The sequence below is a fragment of the Novosphingobium sp. HII-3 genome, assembly GCF_002916655.1.
GTDB classification, from domain to species: Bacteria; Pseudomonadota; Alphaproteobacteria; order Sphingomonadales; family Sphingomonadaceae; genus Novosphingobium; species Novosphingobium panipatense.
Genome location: NZ_PPSM01000066.1, coordinates 29,368 through 43,365, shown reverse-complemented (window position 1 = coordinate 43,365; position 13,998 = coordinate 29,368). Strand labels below are relative to the sequence as shown.

The window sequence follows — 13,998 nt, the reverse complement described above, 5'->3', positions numbered from 1 at the left end:
CATCCAACAGGGAGTATCGCCCATGCGGCCTCTATCGCCCGCGCGCCGATCGCGCGCCCTCTCCCCGCTTCTTCCGGTCTGCGCCGCCTTCATGCTGAGCGGCTGCGCGACGATGGGCTCGATCATGTCGCCCTATAGCGAGAAGTTCAGTTGCAAGAACGACGATCACGGCCAGTGCATCCACCCTGAGAAGGCCTATGCCGATGCCGTTGCGGGCGTCGCGTCGAAGTCCGATCCGGCGGTCACCAGGGACAGGAAGTTGCTCAGGGACGGCAAGGCCGCGCGCGGTTCCACTGGAACAACGTCGGGCGCCTTCGCCGGTTATCGCGACAGCGTCTATCGCGAGCTTCAGGGGCTGATCGAGCAGCCGGTCACGCCGATGCTCAAGCCCCCGCGCTCGGTCCGCACGCTGATCCTGCCCTATGCCGACCGGCAGCGTCCCGACCGGCTCTATATGCCGCGCTATGTCTATTCGCTGGTCGAGCGTCCACAATGGGTGGTCGGCGACTATCTCGTCGCCCCGGTTTCGCCCGCGTCTCGCGCAAACGTCCTCGAGCAGGTCCGGGACCGCCCCGACGATGGCCAGAATGATGCGGGGCCCCGGCCATGAGCAGCTATCAATCGGGCATGACGCTGGCGCGGCTGCGCCGCAGCGTCGAGCGCGACAGCTATTCCGATTTTCTTCCCCTCGCCGCCTGGGTCGAGGAAGAACAGGCCTTCCTCACCATCGACGATGGCTGGGGATATAGCTGGGAGCTTGTCCCCTCCCCCTACATGTTCGCGCATGTCCATGAGGCGCTGCTGGGGCTGCTCAACGTCAATTTTCCCGAAGGCACGATCCTCCAGCTTCAGAGTTTCGCCGACCCGCTTATCGACGATGCGCTCGACGCCTTTCTCGACCTCAAGACGCGGCCCGATCCGCTGATCCAGGCCTCGGCGCGGCGCACCTTCGACTATCTGCGCGCCGGCACCATGGGCCTGAAGGCCCTGCATGGCATTCCGATCCGCGATTTCCGCACCTTCCTGTCGGTCAAGACGCGCGCGCCGATGGACAGCGACCTGCGCCGCCAGATCGAGGAGCAGCTCGCCAAGCTCGGCATCCGCCCGATGGCGCCGAGCGAGATCATCTCGCTCTACCGGCGCATTTTCAACGGCGTTCATGCGCCCGCGCCCGGCGTCTTCACCCAGACCGCCGACGTGCCGCTGCGCCGCCAGATCATCGATGCCGGGCCGGCGCTCCGCTTCGACGGGCCGGAAGTATATCTGGGCAACCAGGTGGCGCGCTGTCTGACGCCCAAGTCGCCGCCGCGGCGGATCACCGCCGAACGTGCCAATCGTCTCACCGGCGGCATGCGCGGGTCGTCCGAGGACAGCGACCAGATCGGCGGGCCGTTCCTCTATACGCTCAATGTCCTCTTCGATCACTCGGCCTTCGAGATCCACAAGCGCGCGCAGATTCTCTCGGCGCAGAAGGCGGCGGGGTCCTTCGCGGTCGAGGTCGGCAAGCAGATCGAAGAGATCGGGTGGATCCTGGACGAGGCCGGAAACACCCGGTTCGTCTCGGTGATCCCCACCATGTGGGTGTTCGGCCGCGACCGCCATCAGGCCCGCGAGATGGCGGCGCGCGCCAAGCGGCTGTGGGAGAGCGAACCGCTGCCGTGGATGGTCCAGGAGGAATCCTACCTCAACCCGATCCTGCTGGCCGCGAGCCTGCCCTTCGGCCTGTACCCCGAGCGACGCACGATCGGTATGCTGCAGCGCGATTTCCGCGTGCCGGTGCGCGCGGGCGTGCTGATGTCGCCGATCCAAACCGATTTCCGGGGCGGCGGGCGGCCGGCGCTGCTCTACACGGGCCGCAAGGGGCAGCTCATCACGCTCGACCTCTTCGATCCGCGTATCAACAACTACAACTTCATCGTCTCGGCGGAATCGGGCGCGGGCAAGAGCTTCCTGCTCAATAACCTGTGCCAGCAGTATTTCGCGCAGAACGCGCTCATCCGCATCATCGACATCGGCGGCAGCTACAAGAAGCTCTGCACGCTCTGCTCGGGCCGCTACATCGATCTGGGCGAAGAGCATCTCGTCCTCAATCCGTTCGACCTGGGGCTCGCTCTCGACGGCGACGATCGAGAGTCCGCGATCTCGATGGCGGTGTCGATCGTCGCGGAGATGGCCAACGCCGGGACGCGCAAGGGCGTCACCACGTCCGAATGGAACCTGCTCAAGTCCGCCGTGCAATGGGCGATCGAGAGCGGCCGCGCGGAAGCCGGGATCGATGCGGTGCGCGAATGGCTCGGCTCCTATCCGGCCAACACCGTCTCCGATCTCGACCGGGTCGACCACCTCGTGCCCACGGCGCGCGAATTGGCCTTCAACCTGCGTGATTTCGGGTCGGACGGAGCCTACGGCCATTATTTCAACGGTCCCAGCACGTTCGACATCTCGAACGATGAATTCGTGGTGCTCGAACTCGAGCGCCTGAAGGCCATGCCTGACCTGTTCAACGTGGTCGTCATGGTGGTGATCAACGCGGTAACGCAGGAACTCTACCTGTCCGCCCGTGATCGCCCCCGCTTCGTGCTGTGCGATGAAGCCGCGCAGTTCATGACCCGCGAAGAGGGCCAGGACCTGTCGCGCCTCGCCGAGGCGATCAGCCAGGGCTATCGCCGCGCCCGAAAATATCGCGGCAGCTTCGGCATCATTCTCCAGAGCATGAACGATCTGCTGCTGTTCGGCGGCACGGGACAGGTGATCCTGGAAAATGCCGCGACGCGCTTCCTCCTGCAGGGATCGACCTATGACAAGGCGGTCGAAAACAAGATCCTCGACTATTCGGGTTTCGTCCTCGACCTCCTGAAATCGGTCCGCAACAACAAACCGAACTATTCGGAAGTCTTCATCGACAGCCCGCTTGGCCTCGGCATCGCCCGGCTCGTCGTCGATCCGTTCAGCTACTGGATCAACACCTCCGCGCCCGAAGACGTGGCCGCGTTCGAGGCGCTGGTCCGCGCCGGACGCTCGCCGCTCGAAGCGGTGTGCGATCTCGCCGGCGTCGATCCCGCCGGGATAATCGGCACGTCCTGCGATGACGCAGCGCCGCTGAAGCGGAGCGCGCTGTCATGACGCGGCGCTCCCCCTCCCCCGACCAGTTGCCGCTCCGGCTCGTGGAGAGCCCGGATGAGGATATCGAGCGGATCATCGAGGCGCGCGTCGCCGCACGGGCGGAAGCCGACGCATTGCGCTGGCGCTTCCGCCTGGTGGTCATCGAATCCGTGATGATCGCATCGCTCGTGCTCGCGGCCGGGCTGGTGCTCGAACAGCCCGCTGGCATCGTTCTTCGCGGCGCGGCGATCGTTGGCGGCGGCTGTTTCCTGACCGGGCTCATCCTCATCGGCCTGACCGGGGCCGCGGGCCGCTTGCTCGCAAAACTCAGGAGGAAAAGATGATGCTGGACATACTCCCGCCCAGTGGCGGCAATGAGCGCCTGACCCTCGTCGTGCGCAGGCCGGACGAATCCCTTCACGACTACCTGGTCCGCTGCCAGTGGGAACTGGGCGACCGGGTCCGGTTCCTCGCGTCCGTTCGCGATGCGCAATGGACCATCCTAGAAAGCGAGCGCCAGCGCTGGCGGCGGCACGCTCTCCTGCTAACCTTCACCGGGCCGGTCATCACCGCCCTGGCCTATGCCGCTCTTGGCTTGTGCGGGGCCGCGGACAGCGTGCTGCCAGTGCCGCTCATGGCCGGGCTGATCGCCTGTGCCGGAATTGCCGGCGCCGCGCTGGCGATCGGCATCGCCCGCATCATCGACAGCATCCCGAATTGGCTGGTCACGCGGAGGGCACGGAGATGGGCATGAACGGCAGCTTCTCCGGCTCGCCCGACCCGTCGTCGATCCGGCCGCTGATCGGCGACATGATCCGTTGGCTTGCCCGACAGATCGACGGCGGGATCGACGAAATCCCTCCTCGTCCCGGAAAACGGCCGGAGAATCTTTTGATCCGTCCAGGGATGGCCCCGCGCCTGCCGGGCGAGACGCAGGAAGCCTACGTCGAACGCCTGCATCGCTCGAATGAAGCCGTGCTCCTGATCATGACCCGTTCCGCGCTTGCCATGGAATATACGTCCGGTCGGGACGAGAGGATCGCGGCTCTGCGCTTTCGGCAGATCGTGGGCCTCGAAGCGGCGGCGGCCTCGATCATCGTCGGCCTGTTCCTGCTCGTCCCGGAAATGCCCCTGTTCATGCGGGCGGCCATTCTTGTCCTGACGCCGATCGCGCTTGTGCGGGGAGGACTTTGGTTCCTGCACCGCGCGTCGAGGATGGCAAATGCCCTCGCCCGACATGCCGAAAGGTGGGGCCGATGAACGGCATCTTCTCCGGCGCGCCTTGTCCGTCATCCATTCGCCTGCTGGTCGGCACCCATCTGCTGTTGATCCTCCAGTCTTCGCTGGTGCTCTGGTCGGCCCCCGACCTCGGCGGCAGCCAGGCGCTGATCTGGCTCACGCTGTTCCTGGGCGTCACCGCGTTCATCTGCGCGGTCTGCGGCGAGAGTCGTACGCCTGCCGTTCCATGGAGGGAGCGCCGCCGTGGTCGATAGACGTGTCCCCCAAGGCTGGCATGTCCTCGCCATCCAGTCCGCGCTCATCGCCGGGTGTCTGGCCGGCGCGCTGATCGTCGCGGGGGTGGCCCACGCCGAGACATCGACCATTGGTCGTACATGGCCGATCGCCGAGCCCGACGCGATGGCCGAGATCGAGGCGCGTGCCGCAAAGCAGCCGCCCAATATGGCCGAAAAGTTCGGGCCGCGTTCGGGCTGGAGCGCATTGAAAGGCGCGACGCTCGGTGTCGCGCGCCAGAACCAGGTTCGCAGCGTTGTGCCGTTCTACACGCTCGATCAGGAAATCCGGCTGCCGGACGGCAAGCTGCTCTATCCTGCGGGCTTCACCTTCAACCCGCTGACCTATGTGTCGCTGCCGCAGAAGCTGGTGGTCGTGCATCCCCGCGATCTGGGCTGGGCGCTGAAGACCGCCGCGCTCACCGACTGGATCATCCTCACCGGCGGTGGGGACGCAAAGGACGATGCGCTCTCGCTTGGCGAGAAGCACGGCCGTGCCCTCTTCATTCTCGAGGAGCGCGTGAAGGAGCGGTTGGGCCTCACCGTCGCGCCCGTGATCGTCCGGCAGGTCGGCCAGAAGCTGGAGCTGACAGAGGTGCGCGTCGATCGCGCTCCCGTACGAAAGGCCATCCCATGAGTCGGCTCATCTCGATGCTGCGCACCGGCGCGGCGGCCCTCGCTCTTGCGCTCGTCGCGCCCGCCACGCCTGCGCATGCCTCCAAATGCGAGGCGGGCACCGTGTTCAATCCGATCACCAAGGTGCGCTGGAACTGCATCTTCCCGATCACGATCGGGGGCGTGCGGGTGGGCTCCTACGATAAGCTCGACAAGGAACTGGACGCCCAGTCGGCCTCCAAACCGCTCTGCGCCTGCCGCAAGGGTGCGACCTTCTGGTTCGGGGTCAAGGTTTCGTTCTGGTCACCCAATCGCATGGTTGATGTCGTGACCGAGCCGGGCTGCATGATGGCGCTCGGTGTCGATCTCATGCCGACCGGTGGGAAATTGCAGGGCAGCCAGTCGTCGATCTCGGACGGCACCAACACCCGCAAGATGTTCGCGCAGGCGCATTATTACATCTCGCCGGTCTGGAAGATGCTCGACATGTTCACGGACCTGCCGTGCATCGAGGATGATGGCTTCGACGTCGCGATGATCACCGAGGTGCTGCCGACCTGGCAGTCGGGCACATTGGGCGCTATCATCCAGCCCGAAGGCATCCTGTTCGGCAATCCGGCGGCCGGCCTCGCCTGTATGGCCGACAGCGCCGCCGCAGCTGCTGGCAAGGTCATCGATCCCCTGTTCTGGTGCATGGGCTCCTGGGGCGCGACCTATCCGGTCGCCGGCGACATCCATTTCGGGGACAGCGTCGAGGCCTGGGCGGGTCTCGCCGCGCGCTCGACGTTCATGATGGGCAGGCTGGGCGCTCTCACGATCCACTCGGCGGACGGCTGCTCGTTCAAGCCGCAGCCGATCTGGACCAAGAGCCGCTACAAGATGCAGATCATGGAGCCGGTCAAGGGCGGCAAGTGCGTCAACATCGGCCGTCCCGGCGCGCTCTGGACATCGGGCAAGCACGCGCCGGGCAAGGACAATGCCCAATTCATGTTGTTCGAGAAGGCGATCTGCTGCGCGGGGATTTCCACGCCATGAGCAGATCGCTTCCCCCAAACCGTGCGTCTCGCGCGGGTAGCTGCCCCGCTCGTCACGGAACGCTCCCCACCGTGAGCGGGCGCGCGGAAGGAGCGGCGGTGTGCCTTTCAACCGCCGCTCCCCCCTCGGTCAGCGCGGCCGAAAGCCCCCCGCCGGGGCCGGCAATGCCCCCTCCCGCCGTATCTCCGGTGGCGGCCGCGCTGACCATTTTTGAGGGACAGGCCGTCTTCAGGATACTCTCGCCCGGATCCAGCGCGTTCCGGGCGGGAGACGTGCTGCGCTTCGCCCATGGCTCGCGAACCACCCGCGCGAGGACGCCATGGTGAAGCGCGGCATCCTCCTCCTCGCGGCCAGCGCTCTGGCGCCGGCGCCGCTCTCGGCCCAGACGGTCGAGGACCGCGCCCGCGCCGCCGCCGAAGCATCCCGCGCGAAGACCTCGGACAGCGATGCGATCCAGCAGAATTATCTGACGCCGGGGCTTGCCGGACAACCGATCTCGACAGTCGACAACAGCCGGACGTTCAACCCCAATATAGCGTGCCAGAAGACGGCGACGCTGCTCGAACTGATCGCGCAGCCGGCGGCGACCGGCGATATCGGCACGCTGCGGATATCGCGCGACAAGGATCTCGACGGCACGGTCGACCAGACATTGACCCTGCCGGTGCCGGTATCGGGCATTTGCGCCAATGGCGTCGTCTCCTGTCAGCCGGGCACCTGGAACCAGTGCAAGAGCTTCAAATGGGATGTTGCGTCAGGCGGCGATCTCAAGCTCGCGCAAGTCGACCTGACCGATCTCGCCGGTTGCTACTGCATCAACAACAGCTGCGGCAGCAACCTCGTCTGGGGCAATATGGCCTCGGTGCTGAAAGACCTGGGCGGCGGCGTCATCGGCGCGCTCACCACGGCCGATCCGCGCGTCGGCGTCGCGCAGGCGGTGATCGACGGCCCGGCCATCCGTTACACTGGCGCCCAAAGCACGGCCTGCTCGCCCAACCCCGCGCTCCCGCAGACGGCCTATCGCGCCAGTCCCGCCACGATCCAGGGCGATGCCGCGAGCGTCGCCGCATCGAACAGCATCTTCCAGGCGCTCAAGGGCTCGCCCGCCGGCGTCGGCAAGGCCGAGCAGATCCGGTCCTGCACGATCACGCGGGAGGTGTCGTTGAACGCCGTCAAGGCGGACGATGTGATCGCGCATCTCGGCGGCGCCTATGCGATCTATGCGCCCGCACCCGATCAGCTCACATTGCAGATGGGCTCGCCGCGCGACGACAGCCTGCGAGGCGGGAGCTGCCGCATCTTCGAGTTTTCCATGCGGCTGCGGATCGATGATCCCGATCGCCTCGCGCAGTTCCGGCTCTCGCACTATTTCTTCGACGACTGGCTCCAGCTTCGCATCGACGGCGAGCTCATGCTGTCCAATCCGGCGAACTGGACCGGGACCGGCCTGCCGCCCGGCAAGTGCGAGCGGAAACGGACCTGGCATGCCTATCCCAATCTCGACCTCAAGCCGTGGCTGACCCGCGGCGAGCATGTCATTTCCATGCGCATCGCGGTCGGCGGTGAAGGAGAGGCCTTCGCGCAGTTCGATGCAATGCTCGACCTCAGTTGCAACCCGACCGAGCGGATCGTCGACCTGTGCGCGGGCTATGCCGGCGACGTCAATTGCGCGCTTCATGACGAAAGCGTCGATGGCGTCGAGACGTTCCGCAACGGCGTCGGCACCGGCCTTACACCCCTCCCCCAGGCACGCCTGTTCGAGAGCGGCGCCTGCTCGCTCCGTCTCGCGCGGCCATGGTTCGAGCGTCAGCGCCGTTATCGTTGTACCGTCGATACCGGATCGATGCCGGAACCTGATCTGAGCCGCGGCGCCTATATCATCGACCATTCGACCGAGACCATGCTGGCCGACCGGACGAGGACCTCGGACGGGGGTTATGCCACCGCGTCACGGCCCTTCGCGCTGCCCGATCGCGGCTCGGTTCCGGCCTGCGAGCCGGTCTGCAAGACCCGCGCGCCCGCGCGCAATACGGCGGCTACCCTCGACGGAGTGGTCGGCACGAAACAGAATGCGCCTGTCGGGTGGGACACCTTCTACCATGCCTGCACGGCGGCAGGCGGCGGCGATGTCTGCCCTGTGGGTCCGGGCGAGGAAATCGTCTCGGCCTGCGGCTGCCTCGACGATTTTCCCGAAGCCGTCGTCATGATGCAGACCGTCCGCCTCGGTGGGGCCGACATGGTCTGCACGGGGGAAGTCCGATGATCGGGCGCCTCCTTCCCTGGCGGAAGCGCGCACAGCTGCTTGCGCTCGGCCTGTACGGCTTGCTGCTCGCGGGGCATGTCACGCCAGCGCAAGCGCAAACGCTCCCGGTCTGCGCGGTCGATCTCGATGGCAACGGCGATGCCGGTGATCCTGGCGAGGTCGCGAACTGCACGATCATGGCGGATGAAGAATGGCTCTGCCCGATCCAGCAAGTGATGTGCGTGGCCGATGCCGAGGGCGCGTATAGCTGCCCGCTCGGCAGCCAGCACTCATGCCTGACGCCGGTCGGCGGCGGCACGCCGATGTGCTCGCCCAATGCCTGCACCGGCAGCGACGGCACCGGAATTGAGGACGATCCCATCGTCGACGATCCCGGCGCGCCTGCCGATGGCGAAGTCGATGCCGAAGGGCATTGCCTCGGCAATATCGAGATATTCGCGGGACGCGCGGTGCGCTGCCGCCCAGCGGGTCTCAAGACCACCTTCTCGAACTGCTGCAAGGACAAAGGCAAGATCGTCAAGGACGGGATGGGCTCGTCCATCTCGTCGATCGGCACTAAGATCGCGGTGGCGAAAGGAGTCTTCACCGGCATGAAGGCCGCCTATGGCGCGTTCAAGGCGGGCGCGACCGCCGGCCAGGCCGCGAGCTCCGGCGCGAACGCGATCATCGCCGGGATCGATCCGACCTCGATCGCCATCAGTCTCGCGATCAATTTCATGATGGATTTCCTCCTGTCCGGCTGTGACCAGCAGGACATGGAAGTGGGCATGCTGCGCGGGTCGGGCATGTGCCACGAGGTCGGGACGTATTGCTCCTCGAAGATCCTCGGCATCTGCGTGCAGAAATCCAAGGGCCACTGCTGCTTCAACACCAAGCTTGGCCGCATCATCCAGGAACAGGGTCGCCCGCAGCTCAAGAGCTTCAACGGCCTTGGCTGGGGCACGCCGAAGAACCCCTATTGCCGCGGATTCACCCCCGAGGAATTCCAGGCGCTGGATTTCAGCAAGATGGACCTCTCCGAATATTATTCCGAAATCGAGGCCCGCGCCCAGGCCGACATCCAGATCGACATGAAGGACAAGATCGATGCCTATATGCAGGTCATCGGCCAATAACGCGCGCGTCTCGCTCGCGCTGGCCGGTATCGCTTTCCTCTCCACCTCCGCGCCAGCGCAGGACACCGCTCCGCCGGTAAGCGCGAGGGAGCGCGCGCAAGAGCAAGGCGACACGGCGATGGACCGGCTCGAACGCGCCACCGCCGCGCGCAAGGCCGAAGCGGAAATGCTCGGTCCGACCGCGCTGCCGACGCCATCGGACGAGACCCGCCGCCGCGCTTTCGAGGGGCTGCGCAAGCGCGCTCCGTCGCCGGCGATGGATGCGCGGGCGCGAACCGCGCTCGACAACGGCAAGGAGGCCATGGCCGCCGAGCACGACGCCATGGCCAGACGGCTCGGCCAGGCGCTCGGTCTCGATGCGCCCGACATGCAGGCCGTAGCCGGCATCACCACGCCTCCCGAAACCAAAGGCTGGGTGCCGGTGCTGTTCGTCTCGTCCTCGATGCCGGTGACGACATTGCGCATCTATGCCGGGCAGCTCGAACGGGTCGGCGGCGTGCTGGCCTTTCGCGGGATGCCCGGCGGGCTCACGAAGGTCGCGCCGATGGCGAAACTCTCCGCGGAAATCCTGCGCCATGATCCGGGATGCGAAGGCCCGGCCTGCGCGATGCGCGACGTGCAGTTGATCGTCGATCCGCTCATTTTCCGCCAGCACGGCGTCACCCGCGTCCCCGCACTCGCCATGGTGCCCGGCGATCCGGCGCTACCCTATTGCGAGCGCGAGGATGATGCCCCGCGCGCCGCGCATGTCATCTACGGCGACGCCGCACTTTCAGGATTGCTCGAAGAATATGCCCGCCTCGGCGGCAAGCAGGAGGTGCGCGATGCTCAGACTCGCCTTCAGGGCCGCTAGATCCGGCTGGGCCGAACTGAAGCTGCTGCCGCTCAAGGCCGCGGTCGCGCTCGGCAGTTCGGGGCTCGGCCAGCCACCCCGACCCGAACAGTTGTGGAAGGCGTTCGGCATCGTCCTGCCGGTGGGCCTGCTGACGTGGTGGGCCATTCCCCAGGCGACGATCGTGATGAGCCCGTCGATCGACGCCTGGCTCGTCCGCAAGGCGCCGGGGCCGATCCATCGCGGCGATTTCGTATCGTTTACCCTGTCGCATCCGCTCGCCGGTCCCAAGCCGGTCGATGTTACCAAGATGGCGCTGTGCCTGCCGGGCGACCGCATCGACTGGATCGAGAAGCCGTCGTCTGCATCTGGCCCCATACATCCCGGCGAATGGGATGGCTGGTACTATTGCAACGGCAAGCTGCTCGGGATCAGCAAGCCTTATGGGCACAATGGGCAGAAGCTCGACCATTGGCGTCCGATGATCGGAACGATCCCGCCGGGCATGATCTATGTCGGCTCGTCGCACGCCAGCGGGTTCGACAGCCGCTACTACGGCCCGGTCGAGATCGAGCGGCTGAAGCGCATGGAGAAGCTGCTGTGATCCGCGTCGCCCTCCTCATCGTGGCGGTGCTCCTGCCGATCCTGCCTGTCCATGCGCAGACCGGCGAGCAACGCACCGGCTACTGGTGGTATCAGGCGCCGCCCAAACCCACGGAAGAGGATGCCGATCCCGACGCTCTCAAAAAGCCGGTGATCCCGCCGATGGTCGAACTGGCCACCTGGACGCCGCCGAAGATCAGGAAGCTGATCGAGGAACAGCGCGACTACGCGGCGACCGTGCTCACCGTCGATGCGGTCGCGGATTTCTGGCGTCTGCAGGACTTCGCCCGGCGCAAGGCCCGAGCCTTCGCCGGTGTCACGCAGATCGCCATGCTGCAAAATCCCGAACTCAACGCCAAGTCCGCCAATCCGATGGTCGGCGAGGCGCGTGACCAACTCTCCGCTCAGAAGGATCAGGTCCGCCGCCAGTATCTGCGTAGCCGCGCCAATGAATTCGCGCTGGTCATGTTCTCGCGTTCGACCTGCGGCTACTGCCGCGTCCAGTGGCCGATCGTCCAGCGCTTCCAGGACGAGATGGGCTGGCAGGTCACACTTCAGGACATCGACCGCAAGCCGGAACTCGCGCAGCGCTTCGGGGTCGAGGTCACGCCCACGACGATGGTGATCCGGCGGGGCAGCCAGCAGCGCATGGTGATCGCCAGCGGGGTCGAGGCCTATCCCAACCTCATCCAGATGGCCTACCAGGCGGTCCGGCTGCTCGCGGGCGATATCCGGCCCGAACAGTTCCTGACCGGCGCGGGCGAGGAAGACGGGTTCTTCGACGCGCTCGCCAACGGCCCGGTCTCCGCCACCGATCCGCGCGTCCTGGGCGGCGATCTGGTGGACGTTCGGATGGGACCCCGGCCATGATCCGCTTTGCCCCCATCCTGCTTACGGCGATGCTCATGGCCAATGGATCCGCGCACGCGCAGGCGCCGACGCACGAACAGGCGATGCGCGCGGCGATCCACCCGGTCGCCACCGACGCGGAGATGCGCCAATGGCTCGCCCGCGTTCCGGTGACGCGCGACTGGCCGCCCGACTTCGCCGAAACCATGAAAGGCCAGGCCCCCGCGTTCATCGTCGAGATGAGCACGGCGCCCGGCTGCATCCCCTGCGCCGATCTCTGGGCGCGGCTCGGCACATTGGGGCAACGCTATGGCTGGAAGGTCCGCACGATCGGCAGCCAGGAAGCGATGCTGCGCTCCGGGCGCCTCGGTCTGCCATGGGTCGGGCATCCGGTCGCCTGGGTCCGCCCTGTCGCCGATTCCAATCGCATCATTCCCGTCGCGATCGGCACCGATCACGCGCCCAACCTCGCGCGCAATCTCTACCTCGCCGCCAAGATGCTGACCGGGGTGAAGCCCGCTGTCGGCGTGCGCGGCATGGCGAAGTTCACCGGAATCGTGGCCGCGCCCACGCCTCCATCCTCCAACCGAGCAAGGAACTGACATGGGGAGCCAGACCCTTGCCCGCGCAAACGAAAGCTGCCCGCCATGGCAAACCCGCGCCGCCGCCTGACCCTGCTCGCCTTGCCCCTGCTGGCTTGCGTTGCCTTCGCCACACCGGCTTGTGCGCAAAGCTGGGCCGAAAGCTGGTTCGACAATGTGACCTATACCAGCCCCGGCTCGTTCGAGGACCAGACCCGCGGCTATATCACCGCGGGCGGCATGTCGGGCCGGATCGATGTCCATAACGACTATCTCATGTCGGTCACGCTGCCCAAGGTCCGCGCGGGCTGCGGGGGAATCGACATGTTTTTGGGCGGCATGTCGTTCCTCGATCCCGACTATCTCGTCCAGAAGCTCGAAAGCATCCTTCAGGCCGCCCCGGCGGTCGCTTTCCAGTACCTGCTGGAAACCCTCGATGAAAAAATGGGCAACATCATCTCGAAGATGGAGGCGGCGACCAACTTCCTCAACTCGATCCAGGTCAACGATTGCCGGCTCGCCAACCGCATGGTCCAGATCGCCCGGGGCGACGACAATATGTCGGGCATCATCGAAGAGATGACCGGCTACAAGAGCGTCCGCGAGGGCTTCTCCAAGAGCTATCAGCAGAGCCGCGAAAAGATTCAGGCGAACCAGGGCAATCCGACCGAGGATCTGCGCGACGCGCTGGAAAACTGCCCGGCCGAGGTCACCGACATCTTCAAGACCGGCTCGCTCCTCGCCCATGCCGCCGCGCGTGTCGGCGCGTCCGACTGGGCCGGCGTCATGCGCGCCCGCGTCGGCGACGTCTATATGCGCTGGGACCCGGCGGACAAGGTACCGCTGTTCACGGCTATCCCCGCCTGCGCGCGGCAGGACACCGAGAGCGTCGATGATTTCCTGACCGGCAAGGTCCAGACCCGCGCGATCGCGGTGCCGCCGACCTCGGCCGACTGCTCGACCGACGGCAGCGGCAAGGGCGCGCTGGTGCTCGCGCGCGGCCGGATGGAGTCGATCGCGATCAAGATCCGCACGCGCGCCGCGCTGACGGCGGAGGAACGCCAGTTCGTCGCCAATGTGCGCACCCTCCCCGTCTATCGTCTTCTGGAATGGGGCGTGCGCCAGGGGCTGGTCGAGAGCGTGATCGGCGATACCGACGAACTGGTCGCGTTGACGCTCGCATACCAGATGCTCAACGACCTCACGCGTAGCATAGATTTTGCCGTGTCCAATGCCGAACGTGGCGTGACCGCCGCCGGCGCGGCCGATGCCGGCAGCGCCCGGATCTGCCAGACCCGCATCCTCGCCAAGGGCATTGAGCAATTGAGCGGGCTACGCGACGAGGTGCTGCGCCAGCGCGCGCAGATGCGCCAGTCCTACATGGCCGCCCTCAACCAGGCGAACCTCTCGGCCAACTATGCCGGGGTCGTGCGCCAGCGCGACCGTGATGCGCGCGACGCCGCCGGCGCCGCCGCCAACCGCAACCGCTGAC

Annotated in this window: 15 protein-coding genes; all 15 read left to right on the top strand. The window is 66.2% G+C overall.

The features are described 5' to 3' along the window. The first annotated feature begins 22 nt into the window (after positions 1-22). The 15 genes from C2R25_RS17575 (at position 23) to C2R25_RS17505 (ending at position 13,997) form a co-directional block, all read left to right on the top strand. Positions 23-610 (top strand): TraV family lipoprotein, encoded by a 588-nt coding sequence (locus tag C2R25_RS17575; RefSeq protein WP_103730496.1) that lies wholly within the window; start codon positions 23-25, stop codon positions 608-610. Continuing rightward, positions 607-3,123, top strand: coding sequence for a TraC family protein (locus tag C2R25_RS17570; protein ID WP_103730425.1), 2,517 nt, complete (start codon positions 607-609; stop codon positions 3,121-3,123). The genes C2R25_RS17575 and C2R25_RS17570 overlap by 4 nt, the downstream gene beginning before the upstream one ends. Further along, the gene (locus C2R25_RS17565; RefSeq protein ID WP_013846825.1) at positions 3,120-3,446 is read left to right on the top strand and encodes a hypothetical protein; all 327 of its coding nucleotides are present in this window, start codon (positions 3,120-3,122) and stop codon (positions 3,444-3,446) included. The genes C2R25_RS17570 and C2R25_RS17565 overlap by 4 nt, the downstream gene beginning before the upstream one ends. Continuing rightward, the gene (locus C2R25_RS17560) at positions 3,443-3,856 is read left to right on the top strand and encodes a hypothetical protein (protein WP_021246300.1); all 414 of its coding nucleotides are present in this window, start codon (positions 3,443-3,445) and stop codon (positions 3,854-3,856) included. The genes C2R25_RS17565 and C2R25_RS17560 overlap by 4 nt, the downstream gene beginning before the upstream one ends. Next, a complete protein-coding gene (locus C2R25_RS17555) occupies positions 3,853-4,362 on the top strand; it encodes a hypothetical protein (protein WP_037484338.1) in 510 nt (169 codons plus the stop codon). Before C2R25_RS17560 ends, C2R25_RS17555 begins: the two co-directional genes overlap by 4 nt. Next, entirely contained in the window at positions 4,359-4,595 is a 237-nt protein-coding gene (locus C2R25_RS17550) for a hypothetical protein (protein WP_021246298.1), read from the top strand. Before C2R25_RS17555 ends, C2R25_RS17550 begins: the two co-directional genes overlap by 4 nt. Further along, positions 4,585-5,250 (top strand): conjugal transfer protein TraW, encoded by a 666-nt coding sequence (locus C2R25_RS17545; RefSeq protein ID WP_021246297.1) that lies wholly within the window; start codon positions 4,585-4,587, stop codon positions 5,248-5,250. The genes C2R25_RS17550 and C2R25_RS17545 overlap by 11 nt, the downstream gene beginning before the upstream one ends. Further along, a complete protein-coding gene (locus C2R25_RS17540; protein ID WP_103730424.1) occupies positions 5,247-6,263 on the top strand; it encodes a TraU family protein in 1,017 nt (338 codons plus the stop codon). The genes C2R25_RS17545 and C2R25_RS17540 overlap by 4 nt, the downstream gene beginning before the upstream one ends. Positions 6,264-6,582: 319 nt before the next feature. Next, positions 6,583-8,526 carry a hypothetical protein gene (locus C2R25_RS17535; RefSeq protein WP_103730423.1) on the top strand — a complete coding sequence of 648 codons (1,944 nt, stop codon included), beginning with the start codon at positions 6,583-6,585 and terminating at the stop codon, positions 8,524-8,526. After that, positions 8,523-9,641 carry a conjugal transfer protein TraN gene (gene traN, locus C2R25_RS17530; RefSeq protein ID WP_021246295.1) on the top strand — a complete coding sequence of 373 codons (1,119 nt, stop codon included), beginning with the start codon at positions 8,523-8,525 and terminating at the stop codon, positions 9,639-9,641. Before C2R25_RS17535 ends, traN begins: the two co-directional genes overlap by 4 nt. Next, the gene (locus tag C2R25_RS17525; protein ID WP_103730422.1) at positions 9,613-10,494 is read left to right on the top strand and encodes a type-F conjugative transfer system pilin assembly protein TrbC; all 882 of its coding nucleotides are present in this window, start codon (positions 9,613-9,615) and stop codon (positions 10,492-10,494) included. Before traN ends, C2R25_RS17525 begins: the two co-directional genes overlap by 29 nt. After that, positions 10,466-11,077, top strand: coding sequence for a S26 family signal peptidase (locus tag C2R25_RS17520; RefSeq protein WP_021246293.1), 612 nt, complete (start codon positions 10,466-10,468; stop codon positions 11,075-11,077). The genes C2R25_RS17525 and C2R25_RS17520 overlap by 29 nt, the downstream gene beginning before the upstream one ends. Beyond that, positions 11,074-11,946: a conjugal transfer protein TraF gene (locus C2R25_RS17515; RefSeq protein WP_103730421.1), complete on the top strand. Its 873-nt coding sequence runs from the start codon at positions 11,074-11,076 to the stop codon at positions 11,944-11,946. Before C2R25_RS17520 ends, C2R25_RS17515 begins: the two co-directional genes overlap by 4 nt. After that, on the top strand, positions 11,943-12,527 hold the full coding sequence (locus C2R25_RS17510; protein WP_103730420.1) for a hypothetical protein: 585 nt from the start codon (positions 11,943-11,945) through the stop codon (positions 12,525-12,527). Before C2R25_RS17515 ends, C2R25_RS17510 begins: the two co-directional genes overlap by 4 nt. Before the next feature lie 45 nt (positions 12,528-12,572). Further along, positions 12,573-13,997 (top strand): conjugal transfer protein TraH, encoded by a 1,425-nt coding sequence (locus tag C2R25_RS17505; protein WP_021246290.1) that lies wholly within the window; start codon positions 12,573-12,575, stop codon positions 13,995-13,997. Position 13,998 lies beyond the last annotated feature (1 nt).

What these genes read in the sequence shown, in the direction of transcription:
- C2R25_RS17560 (WP_021246300.1), top strand. Translation starts at nt 3,443, where the DNA reads ATGATGCTGGACATACTCCCGCCCAGTGGCGGCAATGAGCGCCTGACC.
- C2R25_RS17550 (WP_021246298.1), top strand. Translation starts at nt 4,359, where the DNA reads ATGAACGGCATCTTCTCCGGCGCGCCTTGTCCGTCATCCATTCGCCTG.
- C2R25_RS17510 (WP_103730420.1), top strand. Translation starts at nt 11,943, where the DNA reads ATGATCCGCTTTGCCCCCATCCTGCTTACGGCGATGCTCATGGCCAAT.
- C2R25_RS17535 (WP_103730423.1), top strand. Translation starts at nt 6,583, where the DNA reads ATGGTGAAGCGCGGCATCCTCCTCCTCGCGGCCAGCGCTCTGGCGCCG.
- traN (WP_021246295.1), top strand. Translation starts at nt 8,523, where the DNA reads ATGATCGGGCGCCTCCTTCCCTGGCGGAAGCGCGCACAGCTGCTTGCG.
- C2R25_RS17575 (WP_103730496.1), top strand. Translation starts at nt 23, where the DNA reads ATGCGGCCTCTATCGCCCGCGCGCCGATCGCGCGCCCTCTCCCCGCTT.
- C2R25_RS17520 (WP_021246293.1), top strand. Translation starts at nt 10,466, where the DNA reads ATGCTCAGACTCGCCTTCAGGGCCGCTAGATCCGGCTGGGCCGAACTG.
- C2R25_RS17525 (WP_103730422.1), top strand. Translation starts at nt 9,613, where the DNA reads ATGCCTATATGCAGGTCATCGGCCAATAACGCGCGCGTCTCGCTCGCG.
- C2R25_RS17505 (WP_021246290.1), top strand. Translation starts at nt 12,573, where the DNA reads ATGGCAAACCCGCGCCGCCGCCTGACCCTGCTCGCCTTGCCCCTGCTG.
- C2R25_RS17570 (WP_103730425.1), top strand. Translation starts at nt 607, where the DNA reads ATGAGCAGCTATCAATCGGGCATGACGCTGGCGCGGCTGCGCCGCAGC.
- C2R25_RS17555 (WP_037484338.1), top strand. Translation starts at nt 3,853, where the DNA reads ATGAACGGCAGCTTCTCCGGCTCGCCCGACCCGTCGTCGATCCGGCCG.
- C2R25_RS17540 (WP_103730424.1), top strand. Translation starts at nt 5,247, where the DNA reads ATGAGTCGGCTCATCTCGATGCTGCGCACCGGCGCGGCGGCCCTCGCT.
- C2R25_RS17565 (WP_013846825.1), top strand. Translation starts at nt 3,120, where the DNA reads ATGACGCGGCGCTCCCCCTCCCCCGACCAGTTGCCGCTCCGGCTCGTG.